Origin of the sequence: Streptomyces sp. RKAG290 (assembly GCF_023701695.1) — a bacterium.
In the GTDB taxonomy this organism is placed as follows: domain Bacteria; phylum Actinomycetota; class Actinomycetes; order Streptomycetales; family Streptomycetaceae; genus Streptomyces.
Genome location: NZ_JAJOZC010000001.1, coordinates 4,094,735 through 4,111,201, shown reverse-complemented (window position 1 = coordinate 4,111,201; position 16,467 = coordinate 4,094,735). Strand labels below are relative to the sequence as shown.

Below are 16,467 nucleotides of genomic sequence, written 5' to 3'. Positions count from 1 at the left end.
GTCACCACGACGGGCCCGACACCATGCGGTGTCGGGCCCGTCGGGCGTTCAGCGTGCGGGCCGGGCCGCCCGGCCGGCGCTCGGCACGGGATCCGCTGCGGATCGGCACGCCCAGCCGTCCGCGCCGGTGAACCCCGGCGGAAGCCTGGACGGTGCCCAGGACGTCAGCGGGGGTCCACCGGCGGGACTGCGCCTCTACGGCGCCGGTCAGTTGCCGATCTGGTAGAACTCCACGTCCCCGTAGCTGTAGGTGTTGAACGCGGCGCTCGTGGCCCCGACGATCATTTCCACTGAGCCACCGGAGTGCCGGGTGCCGCGCACGGAGATGCGGACCGGCGTCTCGTCGCACCAGACGCTCTTGTACTGCCAGGTCCCGTTCCAGTTCCTGTAACCGAAGGTGGCGGACTGGCGAGTGATGGCGCCGTCCGAGCAGTAGGCGTCCAGCTCTCCCTCGATCGTGTAGTGGGTGGGGCCGTCAGGGCTCACGCTGCCGTTGAAGCGGACGTCGTACTTCGTGTTGCCCAGCCCGTCCTGGCTGACGTACGAGACGTGCGCCTGCAGAGTCTCGGCGCTCGCCGGTGCGGCGGAGGCCATCGGCAGGAGGACGGCGGCAGCGATCGCCGCTGCAAGCCCCGCGGCGCGACGGCGAGAAGTAGGACGAAACATGGGGCGGTTTCCTTCCGGTCAGGCGACGGGCCGTTCGGCCCGGCCCGCCCATACCTATCCGTTACGACCCGAACATCTACAGAAAGACACCCGTTATCGATTGCTGGAGTGAAAAGGCATATTTGCGCAGTTGAGGCGCACCGGGCGGCACGCCCTTCGGTGGTTGACGCGCCGGGGCCCCGAGGTCCGGCGTCAACACCCGGCTCGGCGCCCCGCACCGGCCGTGTCACCACGACGGGCCCGACACCATGCGGTGTCGGGCCCGTCGGGCGTTCAGCGTGCGGGCCGGGTCGCCCGGCCGGCGCTCCGCCTCACGCGTCAGACGTGGGAGCCGGTCTCGCGACGGCGTACGACGAAGACCGCGCCCGCGCCGATCGCCAGCGCCGCGCCGCTCACGAGGGCGAGCTGCGACATGTCGGACGACGGGCCCGTGGCGGCGAGGGTGCCGCTCACCGGACGGGACGACCCGCCGCTCTGCGGCTCCAGTTCCGGGCCGGCCGGCGCGGTCACACCGGGCTCGGCGTCGTCGACCTTGCCGGGATCGGTGCCCGCGGCGGCGATCAGGAACTCGTAGCCTTCGAGGTCCGGGTTGCCTCCGCAGGAGCCGTTGTCGTTGAAGTAGTCACCGGCGACGAAGGTGACGCCGTTGCCCGCGGGGCGGCGGCGTCGACCGTGAGACGCATCTTGACGTCGGCGTGGGCGCCGGCCTTCAGCGGGCTGATGGCGTCCATGTAGTGCTTGTTGTCGACGGTCTTCCACGTCGAGGACGAGGCGGACGACCACTGCAGGTGCACCAGGTCGTCGATGCCGTCCTGCCCGCTCTCGTCGGTCGCGTGGACGTAGACGAACGGAAGCACCTTGTCCATCGTCTCCTCGGTGCCGTTGGTCACCCGGAGCTTGAAGGCGACCTTCGTGCCGGCGACGACGGTGGACGGCAGGCCCGTGACGACCGTGGTGAGCCGGGCCTCGGGGACGCAGTCCTCGCCGTCCTCACCCTCCTCGGCCGCCTCCTCCTTCGCCTTGGCCAGCGCCTCGTCGGCGGCGGTCATGTCAGCGAGCGCCTCCTTGGTGGCCTTCTGCGCCTGGCCCAGCTTCCGCGCCGCGGCGACCCTCGCGTCGTCGTGCGCGTCGTCGGCCTCCACGACCTTGGCGTCAGCGGCGGCCTTGGCATCGGCGGCGGCCACGGCGGTGGCCTCCGCCTCGGTCAGAGTGGTCGCCGCGGCGGTCCTCTCCTCCTCGGTCGCCGTCTCCGTGAGGGCGTCGACCGCCGCCTTGGCGTCGACGACCGCCTGATCGGCCTCGGTCTTCGCGGTGGCGGCGCCGGTCGCCACCGCCTTCGCGGCCTTGACTGCCACGACCAGGGGATCGGTGTCGGAATCGAGCGCCGTCAGGGCGTCGCGGGCGGCGTTCTCAGCCGCCACGGCCTCGTCATACGCCACCTTCGCAGCGGCGGCGGCCTTTTCCAGCTCCGCGATGGACGGCTTCTCCTGCGTCTGCGCTGCCGGCTTGTCGTCGGCGAATGCGGGAGTGACCGACAGCAGGAGGGCAGGCGTGGTCACTGCGGTGGCGACAGCTGTGGCAAGAATCCGGCGAAACTTCACAAGAGCCCTTCGGGAATCCGAACAAGAGAGAAGGGGTCGCAGCGGAAATGGGACACGCAGATGCGACTTGAGGTGATCGTATGGCGAGGAAACCGCCGGCCGTCACAATTTCTTCACCGGCCTCGGGCGGTGCCCCAACAGCCCTGCCGGACAAAGAAGATGAAACGGTGCAGTTGCTTTCCTCGCCCGTGCATTCCCTGTGGGGAACGCCACACCCCCGGGATGCGTCGCCCCGCACCTCCCCGGCAGGTGAGCGGTCCGACGTCCAGGAACCAATCCGGGGACGGGTTCGCACCGAACCACTTACGTGGGTCGCCGCAGTCCCGCGACGGCAAAGCACCACGACGGTCACCTCCCGCACAGCAGGTGAGAACCATGGCAACGGCCCGACCGCTGCTCAGCCGAGACCTTCCCCCGCTCTTCGAGACACCCGACCTGCCGGGGGCGCAGACGCCCGCCCCGCAGGGCCACTGGTGCCCGGAGTTCACGAAGGGGCGAGGAGCACGGCCCGGGAGACCGCACCCGGAAGCACGCCCCTCCACTACGCCCCTTGAGCGTCATCTCCTTGATTTCGCGCCCCTAAGGGCTGTCCCGCGACACGCCCGCCCCGCAAGGAGTGCGCGCAACGACCGGCCACATCCGGCCATTCATTGGCCGAAGAATGATCTTCAGCTGACCTGTCGTACCTGCCGATGCAGGAGGGCACGGAAACTGAAGGAGGCCTGCCATGGGCGACGCTCTTCTGGCCCTGTCGATCCCCGTCCTGGTCTTCGGCGCCGGCATCTACGCCGCGGCGGAGAGCTGGTGGCGGCGTCGGCACCCGGCACCGCCGTCCCCGTACACCCATCAGGCGGCCCGGCTCGCCGAGCGCGCGATGCTGGTGGACGCGGAGAGGATCGTGGACGGCGCATACGTCTCCCTGAGCGCCCTCTACGACGGGGCGAGTGCGCCGGGCGCACACTTTCCGGCCACCGACGTCGCGGGCGGGTCCGAACCAGGTCCGGACCGCGACCGTCCGACGCCGGCGCCGGCCCAGCGGGGCTGAGGGCTCTCCCGCAGGGCGGCCTCTCGTTCCGATCACGCCGGGCCCGTCCGCCCTGGCGCCGGACCTCGCGTCGTCGTCGGTCGCCGACGCTCCGCGTCATAGGATCGGCCGCCATGGCTGGCCCTCAAGGTCCTCACGGCCCCCGGCGCGACACCCGGGGCATCGTCGACGCCTCCGACCTGTTCACGCACGTACGCTTCCGCCGCCGCGAGCCCGCGCCCGCACTGCGGCCGTATCTGGAGCACTACTGGCTGATCGACTGGGACCTGCCCCGGCCGTACGCCTCCCGCCTGGTGCCGCACCCCAGTGTGAACCTGGTCTTCGAGCGCTACGCGGGCTGCGGCGACGACGCCGGGTTCGCGGAGGTCTCGGGCATCGGCCTGGAGCTCTTCACCCAGAAGCTGGAGGGCCGGGGCCGGGTCTGCGGGGTGCAGTTCCGCCCCGGCGGCTTCCGGCCGTTCGCACCGGGCCGGCCGGTGTCGCAGTGGACGGGGCGCCGGCTCCCGGCGGCCGAGGTGTTCACGCCGCCCGCCCCGCCGTCGGCCGTGCTGGACCCCGAGCAGGAGGACGAGCGGATCGCGGCACTCGACGCCTACCTGCTGGCGCTCGGCCCCGAACCGGATCCGCAGGCCGACCGGGCGATGGCCCTGGTCGAGCGGGTCCGCACCGACCGCACCGTCTGCCGCGTCGGCGAACTGGCCCGTGCCGAGGGGGTGTCGGTGCGTTCGTTGCAACGGCTGTTCGCCACGTACGTCGGCGTCGGCCCCAAGTGGGTCATCCTCCGCTACCGCATCCACGAGGCGCTGGAACGGGCCGAGTCGGACCCGGCCGTGGACTGGGCGGGGCTCGCCGCGGACCTCGGGTACAGCGACCAGGCCCACCTGGTCAGGGACTTCACGGCGACGGTGGGCGTGCCCCCGACTTCGCTCACCGCCCGTTGATTGTCAGTGACCTCTCCTACAGTGCTGACATGGAGCACACCACAGCGTCATCCGTACGGATCGAGCCCTGGTCGGAAAGCGACCTGGAGCTGCTCCGCCGGGCCAACGCGCCGGAGCTGATGGCCCATCTGGGCGGTCCCGAGTCGGAGGAGCAGCTCATAGGGCGTCACGCCCGCTATGTGACGCTGAGCGCGGACCGGACAGGCCGGGGCAGGATGTTCCGCGTCGCGCTGACCGGCGAGGACGAGGCCGTGGGCACCATCGGGTTCTGGGAGCGCACCTGGCAGGGCCAGGAGGTGTACGAGACGGGCTGGGCCGTGCTGCCGGGCTTCCAGGGGCGGGGAATCGCGTCGGCGGCGACCGCGGCCGTGGCCGAGCAAGCGCGCGCCGAGAACAAGCACCGCTATCTGCACGCCTACCCGTCCGTGGCCAACGGCGCGTCGAACGGGGTCTGCCGCAAGGCGGGGTTCGTCCTCCTGGGCGAGTGCGAGGTCGAGTACCCGCCCGGCCATCAGCTCTTGACGAACGACTGGCGGCTGGACCTCCACCCGGGGCGCTGACCGGCGGGGGCGGCGACGGCGACCGGCCGGGCCCCGGGCGGCGCACGTCAGGACGGGGCGCACGTCAGGACGGGGCCGCGCGGGGACGCACTGCGGCGGGGCCGGGGAGGCGCCCGGGAGGCGCCCCGGCCGGGGCGACGGAGCGGACGGCACCGACGCGCCAGGCGCCGTCGCGCCAAACCGATTGACGAATGGGCCCACCTCCTGGATATTTATCTGCGTCACGCAGAAAATGTGCTTCACAGGTACTGTGCCGTGCCACCAGCCGCGCCGGACAGCCCGCGGGACACCCGCCCGGTCGCCGCGCACCACGCGCGTCGACACCGGATCCCGGACATCCACCGCAGAACCCGGTCGCAGATACCGGGTCGCAGAGAGATACCGGGTCGCACCCACACCGAGGAGACTCCACCGCCATGCTCACTCTCGTCACCGGATGCCGCGGCCGCGTCGGCTCCGCGCTCGTCTCGCTGCTGCACCACGGCGACCACGCCGTCCGCGCCGCCTCCCGCAATCCCGCCCAGCTCTCCCTGCCGGCCGGTATCCCGTCCGTGCCCTGCGACCTCGACGACCCCGACACCTTCGCGGCCGCGCTGGAAGGCGTCGACTCCGTCTTCCTCTACGCCGAGCCGTCCCACATCGACGACTTCCTCACCGCCGCACAGGCCGCCGGAGTGGAGCACATCGTGCTGCTCTCCTCCAGCTCGGTCCTCGCCCCGGACGCCGCGTCCAACCCGATCGCCGCCTCCCACCACGCGGTCGAAGCGGCCCTCACCGCCTCGCCCCTCACCTCGACGTTCCTGCGCCCGGGCGCCTTCGCGGGCAACGCCTACCAGTGGTCGGGAGCCGTGCGGGGCGGACACCCCGTCGACCTGCCCTACCCGCGCAGCCAGACCAGCCCGATCGACGAGGCCGACATCGCCGAAGCGGCCCTCGCCGTCCTCACCGACGCGCGGCTGCGGGGCACCGCGTATCACCTGACCGGCCCCGAATCGCTCACCGCCGCCGAGCAGGTCGAACTCCTGGCCGCGTCCGCCGGCAGCTCCGCGACCGTCAACGCCGTGAGCCGGGACGCCTGGAAGAAGTCCGTGTCCCCCTTCGTGCCGGAGGAGATCGCCGAGGCGCTGCTCACCTACTGGGCGGCAACTGACGGCTCACCGGCCGAGGTCACCGGCGAGACCGAGAAGCTGACCGGCCGTCCGGCCCGTACGTTCGCCGCCTGGGCCACCGAGCACGCCGCCGCCTTCCGCCCCTGAGCCGCACGCCCCCGCGCCCGAAATCCCTGGCTGCCGCGCCCGGCCCAATGGCATCCTGACCAGGTGAACGGACCCGAGATCCACCTCGAAGTCGCCCCTGAACTGAGGCTCTTCGTCGCACACGAACGCCGCCGGGGACGGACCGCCGTGACCACGGACGGCTCGTCCACCCTCGGCCACGTCGTCGAATCGCTCGGAGTCCCGCTGACCGAGGCCGGGCAGCTCCTCGTCGACGGGCGCCCCGTGCCGTTCTCACACATCCCCGCAGCGGGCGAACTGGTCGACGTGCGCGCCGTGCAGCGCCCGCAGCACGTGCCGGGCGCGCCCCTGCGCTTCCTCCTGGACGTGCACCTCGGCACCCTCGCGCGGCGGCTGCGGCTGCTCGGCATCGATGCCGCCTACGCGTACGAGGACATCGGCGACCCGGCGCTGGCCAAGCTCTCGGCGAAGGAGCGACGCGTCCTGCTCACCCGGGACCGGGGGCTGCTCCACCGGCGGGAGATCTGGGCGGGGGCCTACGTCTACAGCGACCGGCCGGAGGTCCAGCTGCGCGACGTACTGGAGCGGTTCGCGCCGGAACTCGCGCCGTGGACCCGGTGCACCGCCTGCAACGGCCAACTGGCGGCGGCGGACAAGGACACCCTCGGGGCGCAGCTGCAGAGCGGCACGCAACGCTCGTACGAGGTCTTCGCGCAGTGCACGGAGTGCGACCGGGCGTACTGGCGCGGCGCCCACCACGCCCGCCTGGAGGCGATCGTGACCGAAGCGGTCCGCGACTTCGGCAGCGGCACCACCGGGCCGGCGGACCCGGCCGGCGGCCGAGCGTGACGCGACCGGCTCAGCCCGGCCCGCCGTCACCCTCCCGCAGACCCGCGATCTGCACCGCGCTCAGCTCCACCGTCCGCCGCATATGGGCGATGAGCAGCGCGACCTCGTCGTCCTCGTACGCCTCGAACATGGCCGTCCACCCGCCGTTCAGCTGCTCCCAGACCGCCCCGAACTCCGCCATCCGCTCGGGCACGGTCGCCACCAGCACCCGCCGCCGGTCCGCCGTGTCCCGTGCGCGCGTCACATAGCCGGCCCGCTCCAGCCGGTCGACCAGCCGGGTCGCCGATCCCGTGGTGAGCCCCGTCAGCTCGGCGATCCGGCCGGTGGTGACGGGCGCCGCCTCCAGGCCGAGCAGGTTGAGGCACTGCAGATCGGTGGGGTGCAGCCGCAGGCGGTCGGCGACGGCCTGGTTGAACAGGGCGTACGAGGCCATGTAGCGGCGCGACACGACGGAGAGCTCGGCGAGCATCGCGGCGCGGCGGGGAGCGGGTGACTTCTGCGGCATGCAGAGAGTGTACGGAGCAGACATCACCCGCACCGCGGCCGTCGAGCACGGACCCGGCCGCGGCTCAGAAGACGTATTCGTCCCCGGTGGCGGGAGCCAGGACCTCATGTTCGCTGTTCTTCGAATTCCGGTCCGTCGCCCCGCCGCTCCACACGGTGTCGATGCGGACGACCACCTCTTTCGGCCGTCCCAGGAGCTGCAGTTCGAGCGCGAGCTGCCGCTCCTGCGAGCCGTCCGCACGCAACGGACCCGTCCGGCACAGCACGGTCTGCCGGTCGGACTGCAGACACTCACCGGGCAGCTCCTGCCGGCCGGCGAGCGGCACGGACACCTGAAGCCTGACCGTCACCCCCGCGAGGTCCGACGGCCCGGTGTTCGAGCTGCGCAACCAGATCCCGAGCCCGGTACCCCAGAGCGAGACATGCCCGTGATGGGAGATGTCCGCCTCCGGTGCGATGCTCCGCACCACCGGCGCTCCGACGGCCGCAGCCGTCCCGCCCGCACCGAGCGCCACGATCGACGCCATTGCCGCCGCAGCGGACACCCTCAGCAGACCCTTACGCGTCACTACCATGTCCTGAAGATACAGATCGTCCTGAATTATGCGTATTTACTGACTGGTTCGGCGCGTCTTTCGCCCCCGTGCCTGCATGGCACCCTGCTCACATGTCCGTGTTCCGCTCCCTCGCGCTGTTCGTCGTCGCCGCGCTCTTCGAGATCGGTGGCGCCTGGCTCGTCTGGCAGGGCGTCCGGGAGCACCGCGGCTGGGCCTGGATCGGGGCGGGCATCATCGCCCTGGCCACCTACGGCTTCGTCGCCACGCTCCAGCCGGACGGCGAGTTCGGCCGGGTTCTCGCCGCGTACGGCGGGGTCTTCGTCGTCGGCTCCATCGCCTGGGGCATGGCCGCCGACGGCTACCGGCCCAACCGGTGGGACGTGACCGGCGCACTGATCTGCCTGGCCGGCATGGCCGTGATCATGTATGCCCCCCGAAACCACTGACCCGGCCGGCCCCTGCCTATCCTGGCCCCGTACCGACCAGCTGTCCGAGGAGCCCGCCATGGCCGCAACCCCCATCGCCGTCATCACCGGAGCGAGCAGCGGCATCGGTGCCGCCACCGCCCGGCAGCTGGCGGCCGCCGGCTACCGCGTCGTACTGACCGCGCGCCGCAAGGACCGCATCGAGGCGCTCGCCGCCGAGATCACCGCGGCCGGTCACGAAGCCACGGCCTACCCCCTGGACGTCACCGACCGCGCGGCGGTCGACGAGTTCGCCACCGCGTTCCGCACCCTCGCCGTCCTCGTCAACAACGCGGGCGGTGCACTCGGAGCGGACCCCGTCGCCACCGGCGACCCGGCCGACTGGCGCCAGATGTACGAGACCAACGTCATCGGCACGCTCAACGTCACCCAGGCCCTGCTCCCCGCCTCACCGCGAGCGGCGACGGCACGGTGGTCATCCTCTCCTCGACCGCGGGCTTCTCCGCCTACGAGGGCGGCGGCGGCTACGTGGCCGCCAAGCACGGCGAACACGTCCTGGCCGAGACCCTCCGCCTGGAGATCGTCGGCACCCCGGTCCGCGTGATCGAGATCGCCCCCGGCATGGTCAAGACGGAGGAGTTCGCCACCACCCGCTTCCGCGGCGACGAGGAGAAGGCCGCCAAGGTGTACGCGGGCGTCGACGCCCCCCTCAGCGCCGACGACGTGGCGGACACGATCACCTGGGCCATCACCCGCCCCAGCCACGTGAACATCGACCTCCTGGTGGTCCGCCCCCGGGCCCAGGCCTCCAACTCCAAGGTCCACCGCACCGCCTGACGGCCCACGGACCGGGCACCCCGCACACCCGGACACCCGGACACCCGGACACCCGGGTTGAGGCTCCCCCCGTAAGCCTCAACCCGGCCGCCGTCACCTGCCACCGCCGGTCAGGCGGCACCAGGCAAGCCTCCACAACCGTCCGCCCTCAGCCGTCCCCGGACGCCCTGAGCCGGACGCCCTGGACACCACCGACCGCTCAGCCCTTCACGCAGATGACCTGCTTCAGCTTCGCGACGACCTCCACCAGGTCGCGCTGCTGGTCGATGACCTTCTCGATCGGCTTGTACGCGCCGGGGATCTCGTCCACGACGCCGGAGTCCTTGCGGCACTCCACGCCCCGCGTCTGCTCCTCCAGGTCCTTCGTCGAGAAGCGCCGCTTCGCGGCGTGCCGGCTCATCTTCCGGCCCGCTCCGTGCGAGGCCGAGTTGAAGGACTTCTCGTTGCCGAGGCCCTTCACGATGTACGAGCCGGTGCCCATCGAGCCCGGGATGATCCCGAAGTCACCGGAGCCGGCCCGGATGGCACCCTTCCGGGTCACCAGCAGGTCCATGCCCTCGTACCGCTCCTCCGCCACGTAGTTGTGGTGGCAGGAGATGACCGGCTCGAAGGTCACCTTGGCCTTCTTGAACTCCTTGCGGACCACGTCCTGGAAGAGCGCCATCATGACCGCGCGATTGTGCTTCGCGTACTCCTGCGCCCAGAACAGGTCGTTGCGGTAGGCCTCCATCGGCGGGGTGTCCGCGATGAAGACCGCGAGGTCGCGGTCGACGAGATCCTGGTTGTGCGGCAGCTTCTGGGCCTGCCCGATGTGGAAGTCGGCCAGTTCGTTGCCGATGTTCCGGGAACCGGAGTGCAGCATCAGCCAGACCGAACCCGCCTCATCGAGGCAGAACTCGACGAAGTGGTTGCCGGCGCCGAGCGTCCCCATCTGCTTCGTGGCGCGTTCCTGACGGAACTTGACCGCGTCGGCCACCCCGTCGAACCGCTGCCAGAAGTCGTCCCAGTCGGTCACCTCGAGGCCGTGCAGCCGCCCCGGGTCCACCGGCTCGGCGTGCATGCCGCGGCCCACCGGAATGGCCTGCTCGATCTTCGAACGGAGCCTGGACAGGTCCCCGGGCAGGTCGTTGGCGGTCAGCGAGGTCTTCACCGCGGACATTCCGCAGCCGATGTCCACGCCCACCGCCGCCGGGCAGACCGCACCGTGCATCGCGATCACCGAGCCGACCGTGGCGCCCTTGCCGAAGTGGACGTCCGGCATGACGGCCAGGCCCTTGATCCAGGGCAGCGTGGCGACGTTGCGCAGCTGCTGCATCGCGACGTCCTCGACCGAAGCCGGGTCGGTCCACATCCGGATGGGAACCTTCGCCCCCGGCACCTCTACATACGACATAGTTCCTCGATTCCCCCGAAAAGTCTGAAAGCGCAAAACCGGTGCCAAGGTCGGCAAAAGCGTCGGCCGACCGGCATTCACAGCGGTGCGTGCGATACACATTGTGTCCACCGGCCGCCGACGAGCGGCAACCGTTTTTCGCACGAAGGGAGCCCAGGACCGTGCGACGAATGGCGTACGCCCCCGGCGCCGTGCTCATCGCAGCGCTCGCCGTCGGCTGCAGCAGCGGCAACGGAACCAGCGATTCCGCCACCGACAGCAAGCCCGGCACCCTGGCCACCTCCGCCGCGCCCCCGGGCAAGTACCGCACCCTTCCCGAGGCCTGCCGCTCCATCCCGCCCGCCACCCTGAAGGACCTCCTGCCGGGCGCCGCCGAGCTGCCCGAGGCCCAGCAGGAGAAGGTCTTCGACGGTTCCGCCACCGTGACGTACGACACCGACCGCCGGGTCGGCTGCCGGTGGAAGTCCGATGGACCCGACGGCACCCGCAGCCTCCTCGTCGACTTCGAGCGCGTCGTCTCCTACGACCCGTCCGTGAGCGACGACGACCGCGCCCGCGAGGTGTACGCGAAGAAGGAGGCCGCCGCCGATCTGCCCTCGTCCTCCGGCTCGTCGGACGGACCGGAGAGCGGGACCCCGAGCTCCTCGGACTCCCCCGGGAGCTCCCCGTCCGGGACCGCGGGCGAGAAGACGGACGCGGGCAAGAGCACGGACCCGGGCACAGGCGGGAAGAGCAGCGGGGACACCACCGACGGCAGCTCCGCCGAGAACCTCCAGCCCCGCATGCTCGACTCCCTCGGCGACAGCGCATTTCTGGACGATCTGCTCACCCGGGCAGGTTCCACCGCACAGCACCGCACGGTGAGCGTGGTATTCCGCACATCGAACGTCATCGTGACCATCGAGTACACCGCGCAGCCGGCCCTCTCCACCGAGGTCCCCGACAGCAAGGAACTGCAGGAGAAGGCCCAGGCACTGGGCGGGAACCTGGTCGACAGGTTCAGCGAGTAACCCCGTCCCCGGCCGGTCCGGACCGGCGGCCGACCGCCCGGCGAACCATCCGGCCGAGGCGGCATCCGGCTGCCGTCCGTCGTACCGTGGCCCTCCGGAACCACGTCTGCCACCCGCCCGACGTCCGGCGTCCGCCGCCCGCCCACCAACCGGCAGCCCGACCGCCGCGCCACCCGAGTGAAGGAACCATGCACCGATCAGCCCCGCGACTCACCCGCATACTCGCCTGCGCCGCCGTTCCGGTGATGCTCGTCGTCGCCGGCTGCTCGTCGGACTCCGACAGCAAGAAGGACGAGGGCTCCTCCTCGTCGTCCGCCGCGCCGGACGCGACACAGTCGAAGGCGAGCGTCGCGCCGGCGAAGTTCGCCGAGCTGCCCGACCCGTGCAAGTCGATCACCGCGAAGACGGTCAAGTCCCTGGTCCCCTCGGCCAGGGACAAGAACGGCACCGAGGGCAAGTCCAGTGACACCGCCGCCCGCGGCAGCTGCTCCTGGAACGGCCTCGACGACAACGGCGTCAAGGGCTCCCAGTACCGCTGGCTCGACGTCGGCTTCACCCGCTTCGCCTCGGACCAGGCCCTTGGCAGCGGCGCCGACCGGGCCGGGGACGACATGGCCAAGCAGCTCGCCAAGGCCAAGGCGGCCGAGGGTGCGAAGAAGCTCGTCACGGCTCCCGTCGGCTCCATCGGCGACGAGGCGACCAAGGTCACCTACGACCTCGACAAGACGGGTGAGGACTTCAAGTACGCGACGGTCATCGCCCGTACGGGGAACGTCGTCGTCACCCTCACGTACAACGGCGCGGGCTACGCGGGCGCGAAGACCCCGTCCGCCGACGACATCCTGAAGGGCGCCGAGAAGGCGGCCAAGGAGGCAGTCGCCGCCGTCGCCACCGCCAACGAGAGCGCGAAGGCGAGCGGTTCGCCCGAGTCCCCCAAGGCATCGGACAAGGCCTCGGACGAGGAGACCGGCAAGACGACGGACAAGGCGACCAAGGCCTCCGGCAAGTCCACGGCCAAGGCCAAGGCCAAGACCACCAAGTCCACGGCCAAGTCGGCAGGCTGAGCCCGGGCGGCCGGCGGGCTGAGCCCCGAAGGTCGACCGGCTGCCTGAATCCCAGCAGGCCGGCCGGCTCAGCCCCCGGCCCGGTCGGCCGCGCAGACCCCTGGCACGAAGCCTGCCGGCCGCCCGAAGTCCTCGGTCAAGAAGGCTGCCTGACCGTTCCCTCCCCGCCCCGAAACACCCGACCGCAGGGGCCCTGAAGCCCCAACGCCCCTGCGCAGAAGCGGTTTTACGAAGCCCGGCCCTCATCCCGGAACCGGACTTCGCCCCTCCCCGCGCAACGCACCACGCCCGCATGTGCCAGGCTGTGCCCGCCAGAACTCGAAATCGTCCTTCCAGACCGGACGTCGGAGACGAAGAAGCGGGGAGGGGTCGCGGGTGGCCGCGATGCAGCTGACACGCACGCACCGGATACTCATCGGGCTCGTGGTCGCCGGAGCGGTGCTCATCGCAGCGATCGGTTTCGCGGGCTCGTACGCGGCCGTGCGCGAGCTCGCCCTGCAGAAGGGCTTCGGGAACTTCTCGCTGGTCTTCCCGATCGGCATCGACGCCGGCATCTGCGTCCTGCTCGCGCTGGACCTGCTGCTGACGTGGCTGCGCATCCCGTTCCCGCTGCTGCGCCAGACGGCCTGGATGCTGACGGCCGCGACGATCGCGTTCAACGGCGCGGCGGCCTGGCCCGATCCGCTCGGCGTCGGCATGCACGCCGTGATCCCGGTGCTGTTCGTGGTCTCCGTCGAGGCCGCCCGGCACGCCGTGGGCCGGATCGCCGACATCACGGCCGACAAGCACATGGAGGGTGTCCGGCTCACGCGCTGGCTGCTCTCCCCCATCCCGACGTTCCGGCTGTGGCGGCGGATGAAGCTGTGGGAGCTGCGGTCGTACGAGCAGGTCATCAAGCTCGAACAGGACCGGCTGATCTACCAGGCCCGCCTCCAGGCCCGCTTCGGCCGCAACTGGCGTCGCAAGGCCCCCGTCGAGTCCCTGATGCCGCTCCGCCTCGCGAAGTACGGCGTGCCGCTGGCCGAGACCGGCCCCGCCGGGCTCGCCGCCGCAGGCATCGAACCGGCCCTGCTGCCCCCGGCCCCCGCCGCCGTCGAGACGGCCCAGGCCCAGGTCCAGGGCGAGACCCAGGGCCGGCAGCCGGAGCTCGCCCCCGCTCACGCCGGGCAGCAGGAGCAGTACGCCGAGCCCCAGCACCAGCCGCAGCACCCGGGGAACGAACTCCGGAACCACCCGCAGAACCCTCCCCAGAGCTACCCCCAGGCGCACCCCCAGGACCCCGCCGCCGAGGAGTGGCAGGAGCAGCAGGGCCCGGCTTCGCACGAGAGCCCGTGGTTCGCGGCGCAGGCGCCGGACGGCGCGTACGAGGGTTCGTACAACCCGACGTACGTCGACGGCCTGGAGCCCACCCCGGTGATGATCCCTACGGGCCCCGGCCGCACCCGTCCGCTGGGCAACGTGGGCACGATCGGCGCCGTGCCGGGTCCCCGCAGCGAGCAGCGGCTGCCGTCCCCCGAGGCCGAAGAGGCCCCGGAGCAGCCGAAGCCGGTCGCCGAGGCCGCCGAGGAATGGGCCGAGGAGTGGGCGCAGGAGGACGCGGAGTTCAGCGAGATCGCGTATGAGGTCTTCGCCGCGTTCGTGACCCAGCACAGCACGTACCCCAGCATCGAGGTCCTCGACATACACCTGTCGGACGGCCACAACGTGCGGCACCCGCGCAGCGCGGCCCTGCTCCGCCAGCTGATCCAGGGCTTCAAGAACCGCTACCACGCCGAGCTCGAAGCGGATCACATCGCGTGAACACCTGAACCACTCGGCGACCGGGCGAACGCCGCAGCGACCGGACGGCTGAGCGCCTGACCGGCTGTGCAACGGCGAAGGGCCGCCACCCGAGCACCGGGTGGCGGCCCTTCGCCGTACGTCCTGCGCGGCAGCCGGCCGCTACGCGCCGAGCAGCCGGCGCACCCGGTCCGCCCCGACCGCGAGCAGCAGCGTGGGCAGGCGCGGCCCCGTGTCCCGGCTGACGAGCAGCCGGTACAGCAGCGCGAAGAACGACCGCTGCGCGGTCTTCAGCTCGGGCGTCGGCTTCGCGTCGGCGTCCAGGCCGGCCAGCGTCTTCGGCACGCCGTAGACGAGCGTGGTCAGCCCGTCCAGCGACCAGTGCGAGTCGAGCCCCTCCACCAGCAGCCGCAGCGATTCGCGGCCCTGGTCGTCCAGCGAGCCGAGGAGTTCCTTGTCCGGCTCGTCGCGGACGACGGTGCGGGCCTCGGCCGGGACCTGGGTGGTGATCCAGTTCTCGGCCCGGTCCAGCCGCGGCCTGGCCTCGTCCAGCGAGGTCAGCGGGTTCTCCGGGTCCAGCTCGCTGAGGATGCGCAGCGTCTGGTCCTCGGCCCCGGCCGTGATGTCGGCGACCGAGGCGAGGGTGCGGTACGGCAGCGGGCGCGGCGTGCGCGGCAGCTCACCGGCGGCCGTCCCGATCGCGCGGGCGTGCGCGGCGGCGTCGGCCGGCAGCACGGAGCCGTCGGCGACCTTGCGCTCCAGCGAGTCCCACTCGTCGTAGAGCCGCTGGATCTCCTGGTCGAAGGCGATCTTGAAGGACTGGTTGGGCCTGCGCCGCGCGTACAGCCAGCGCAGCAGCGGCGCCTCCATGATCTTCAGCGCGTCGGCCGGGGTCGGCACGCCGCCCTTGGAGGAGGACATCTTCGCCATGCCGGAGATGCCGACGAAGGCGTACATCGGTCCGATCGGCTGCACGCCGTCGAAGATCTCGCGGACGATCTGGCCGCCGACGACGAACGACGAACCGGGCGAGGAGTGGTCCACCCCGCTCGGCTCGAAGATCACGCCCTCGAACGCCCAGCGCATCGGCCAGTCGACCTTCCAGACGAGCTTGCCGCGGTTGAACTCCTTCAGCCGGACCGTCTCGGCGAAGCCGCAGGCCGAACAGGTGTAGTTCAGCTCGGTGCTGTCGTCGTCGTACGACGTGACCGTGGTCAGGTCCTTCTCGCAGTTGCCGCAGTAGGGCTTGTACGGGAAGTAGCCCGCCGAGCCGCCGCTGCCGTCGTCCTCGCTCGCCGCGCCGGAACCCGCCTCGGCCTCCAGTTCGGCCTCGTCGGCCTTCTTCTGCTGGGGCTTCTTGCCACCCTTGCCGGCGCCGCCGGCGGCCGGGTCCTTCTTGGTCCGGTAGCGGTCCAGGACCGCGTCGATGTCGCCGCGGTGCCGCATCGCGTGCAGGATCTGCTCGCGGTACGTCCCCGCCAGGTACTGCTCCGTCTGGCTGATGCCGTCGTACTCGACACCCAGCTCGTCCAGCGCGTCCGTCATCGCGGCCTTGAAGTGCTCCGACCAGTTCGGGTACGCGGACCCGGCCGGGGCGGGCACCGAGGTCAGCGGCTTGCCGATGTGCTCCGCCCAGGACTCGTCGACCCCGGGACGCCGTTCGGCACCTTGCGGTAGCGGTCGTAGTCGTCCCAGGAGATCAGGTGCCGGACGGTGTGACCGCGGCGGCGGATCTCGTCGGCGACCAGGTGCGGGGTCATGACCTCACGGAGGTTGCCCAGGTGGATCGGGCCCGACGGGGAGAGACCGGAGGCGACGACGACCGGTTTGCCAGGCGCACGACGCTCCGATTCGGCGATGACATCGTCCGCGAAGCGGGAGACCCAGTCGGTCTCGGTGCTGCTCTGACTCTGAGCCACGGTCGGCACGTCCTTCTCTCTTGTAGGACTCATAGGGGCAGTCGTCATTCTCCCAGGTACCGCCCACAGCGCGAAAACGGCT

13 protein-coding genes and 3 pseudogenes are annotated in these 16,467 nt (G+C 71.3%); 10 read left to right on the top strand and 6 right to left on the bottom strand.

Annotated elements, in window-relative coordinates:
- Window positions 1-207: 207 nt before the first annotated feature.
- The gene (locus LNW71_RS18035) at window positions 208-666 is read right to left on the bottom strand and encodes a hypothetical protein (RefSeq protein WP_250969173.1); all 459 of its coding nucleotides are present in this window, start codon (window positions 664-666) and stop codon (window positions 208-210) included.
- A 318-nt stretch (window positions 667-984) separates the two neighbouring features.
- Window positions 985-2,267: pseudogene (locus LNW71_RS18030) on the bottom strand (peptidase).
- Between the two features lie 727 nt (window positions 2,268-2,994).
- Between LNW71_RS18030 and LNW71_RS18025 the strand changes: the two are divergent.
- The 5 genes from LNW71_RS18025 to LNW71_RS18005 all read left to right on the top strand — a co-directional run bounded on the left by LNW71_RS18025 (window position 2,995) and on the right by LNW71_RS18005 (window position 6,897).
- Window positions 2,995-3,312, top strand: a complete 318-nt coding sequence (locus LNW71_RS18025) for a hypothetical protein (RefSeq protein ID WP_250969172.1) — start codon at window positions 2,995-2,997, stop codon at window positions 3,310-3,312.
- Between the two features lie 113 nt (window positions 3,313-3,425).
- Entirely contained in the window at window positions 3,426-4,253 is an 828-nt protein-coding gene (locus LNW71_RS18020) for a helix-turn-helix domain-containing protein (RefSeq protein WP_250969171.1), read from the top strand.
- Window positions 4,254-4,282: 29 nt separating this feature from the next.
- A complete protein-coding gene (locus tag LNW71_RS18015; protein WP_250969170.1) occupies window positions 4,283-4,813 on the top strand; it encodes a GNAT family N-acetyltransferase in 531 nt (176 codons plus the stop codon).
- A gap of 416 nt (window positions 4,814-5,229) precedes the next feature.
- On the top strand, window positions 5,230-6,069 hold the full coding sequence (locus tag LNW71_RS18010) for an NAD(P)H-binding protein (RefSeq protein ID WP_250969169.1): 840 nt from the start codon (window positions 5,230-5,232) through the stop codon (window positions 6,067-6,069).
- A gap of 63 nt (window positions 6,070-6,132) precedes the next feature.
- Entirely contained in the window at window positions 6,133-6,897 is a 765-nt protein-coding gene (locus LNW71_RS18005) for a Mut7-C ubiquitin/RNAse domain-containing protein (protein ID WP_250969168.1), read from the top strand.
- Between the two features lie 10 nt (window positions 6,898-6,907).
- On the opposite strand, the gene LNW71_RS18000 is transcribed toward LNW71_RS18005, so the two are convergent.
- Complete coding sequence (locus tag LNW71_RS18000) at window positions 6,908-7,402, bottom strand: MarR family transcriptional regulator (protein ID WP_250969167.1); 495 nt, start codon at window positions 7,400-7,402, stop codon at window positions 6,908-6,910.
- A 64-nt stretch (window positions 7,403-7,466) separates the two neighbouring features.
- Entirely contained in the window at window positions 7,467-7,976 is a 510-nt protein-coding gene (locus tag LNW71_RS17995) for a hypothetical protein (protein WP_250969166.1), read from the bottom strand.
- A gap of 92 nt (window positions 7,977-8,068) precedes the next feature.
- Here LNW71_RS17995 and LNW71_RS17990 point away from each other — a divergent pair, with 92 nt between their 5' ends.
- Window positions 8,069-8,404 (top strand): YnfA family protein, encoded by a 336-nt coding sequence (locus LNW71_RS17990; protein ID WP_250969165.1) that lies wholly within the window; start codon window positions 8,069-8,071, stop codon window positions 8,402-8,404.
- Window positions 8,405-8,462: 58 nt separating this feature from the next.
- Window positions 8,463-9,220: pseudogene (locus LNW71_RS17985) on the top strand (SDR family NAD(P)-dependent oxidoreductase).
- 199 nt (window positions 9,221-9,419) lie between these two features.
- On the opposite strand, the gene LNW71_RS17980 reads toward LNW71_RS17985, so the two are convergent.
- On the bottom strand, window positions 9,420-10,613 hold the full coding sequence (locus LNW71_RS17980) for an RtcB family protein (protein WP_250969164.1): 1,194 nt from the start codon (window positions 10,611-10,613) through the stop codon (window positions 9,420-9,422).
- Between the two features lie 170 nt (window positions 10,614-10,783).
- Here LNW71_RS17980 and LNW71_RS17975 point away from each other — a divergent pair, with 170 nt between their 5' ends.
- The 3 genes from LNW71_RS17975 to LNW71_RS17965 all read left to right on the top strand — a co-directional run bounded on the left by LNW71_RS17975 (window position 10,784) and on the right by LNW71_RS17965 (window position 14,487).
- Complete coding sequence (locus tag LNW71_RS17975) at window positions 10,784-11,623, top strand: DUF3558 domain-containing protein (RefSeq protein WP_250969163.1); 840 nt, start codon at window positions 10,784-10,786, stop codon at window positions 11,621-11,623.
- A gap of 188 nt (window positions 11,624-11,811) precedes the next feature.
- Entirely contained in the window at window positions 11,812-12,687 is an 876-nt protein-coding gene (locus tag LNW71_RS17970) for a DUF3558 family protein (RefSeq protein WP_250969162.1), read from the top strand.
- 375 nt (window positions 12,688-13,062) lie between these two features.
- The gene (locus LNW71_RS17965; RefSeq protein WP_250969161.1) at window positions 13,063-14,487 is read left to right on the top strand and encodes a DUF2637 domain-containing protein; all 1,425 of its coding nucleotides are present in this window, start codon (window positions 13,063-13,065) and stop codon (window positions 14,485-14,487) included.
- A gap of 141 nt (window positions 14,488-14,628) precedes the next feature.
- On the opposite strand, the pseudogene lysS reads toward LNW71_RS17965, so the two are convergent.
- Window positions 14,629-16,394, bottom strand: a pseudogene (lysS, locus tag LNW71_RS17960) (lysine--tRNA ligase).
- Between the last annotated feature and the right edge of the window lie 73 nt (window positions 16,395-16,467).

Coding starts and splice junctions, on each gene's coding strand:
- LNW71_RS18020 (WP_250969171.1), top strand. CDS start 3,426: ATGGCTGGCCCTCAAGGTCCTCACGGCCCCCGGCGCGACACCCGGGGC.
- LNW71_RS18015 (WP_250969170.1), top strand. CDS start 4,283: ATGGAGCACACCACAGCGTCATCCGTACGGATCGAGCCCTGGTCGGAA.
- LNW71_RS17980 (WP_250969164.1), bottom strand. CDS start 10,613: ATGTCGTATGTAGAGGTGCCGGGGGCGAAGGTTCCCATCCGGATGTGG.
- LNW71_RS18025 (WP_250969172.1), top strand. CDS start 2,995: ATGGGCGACGCTCTTCTGGCCCTGTCGATCCCCGTCCTGGTCTTCGGC.
- LNW71_RS17995 (WP_250969166.1), bottom strand. CDS start 7,976: ATGGTAGTGACGCGTAAGGGTCTGCTGAGGGTGTCCGCTGCGGCGGCA.
- LNW71_RS17975 (WP_250969163.1), top strand. CDS start 10,784: ATGGCGTACGCCCCCGGCGCCGTGCTCATCGCAGCGCTCGCCGTCGGC.
- LNW71_RS17990 (WP_250969165.1), top strand. CDS start 8,069: ATGTCCGTGTTCCGCTCCCTCGCGCTGTTCGTCGTCGCCGCGCTCTTC.
- LNW71_RS17970 (WP_250969162.1), top strand. CDS start 11,812: ATGCACCGATCAGCCCCGCGACTCACCCGCATACTCGCCTGCGCCGCC.
- LNW71_RS18035 (WP_250969173.1), bottom strand. CDS start 666: ATGTTTCGTCCTACTTCTCGCCGTCGCGCCGCGGGGCTTGCAGCGGCG.
- LNW71_RS18010 (WP_250969169.1), top strand. CDS start 5,230: ATGCTCACTCTCGTCACCGGATGCCGCGGCCGCGTCGGCTCCGCGCTC.
- LNW71_RS18000 (WP_250969167.1), bottom strand. CDS start 7,402: ATGCCGCAGAAGTCACCCGCTCCCCGCCGCGCCGCGATGCTCGCCGAG.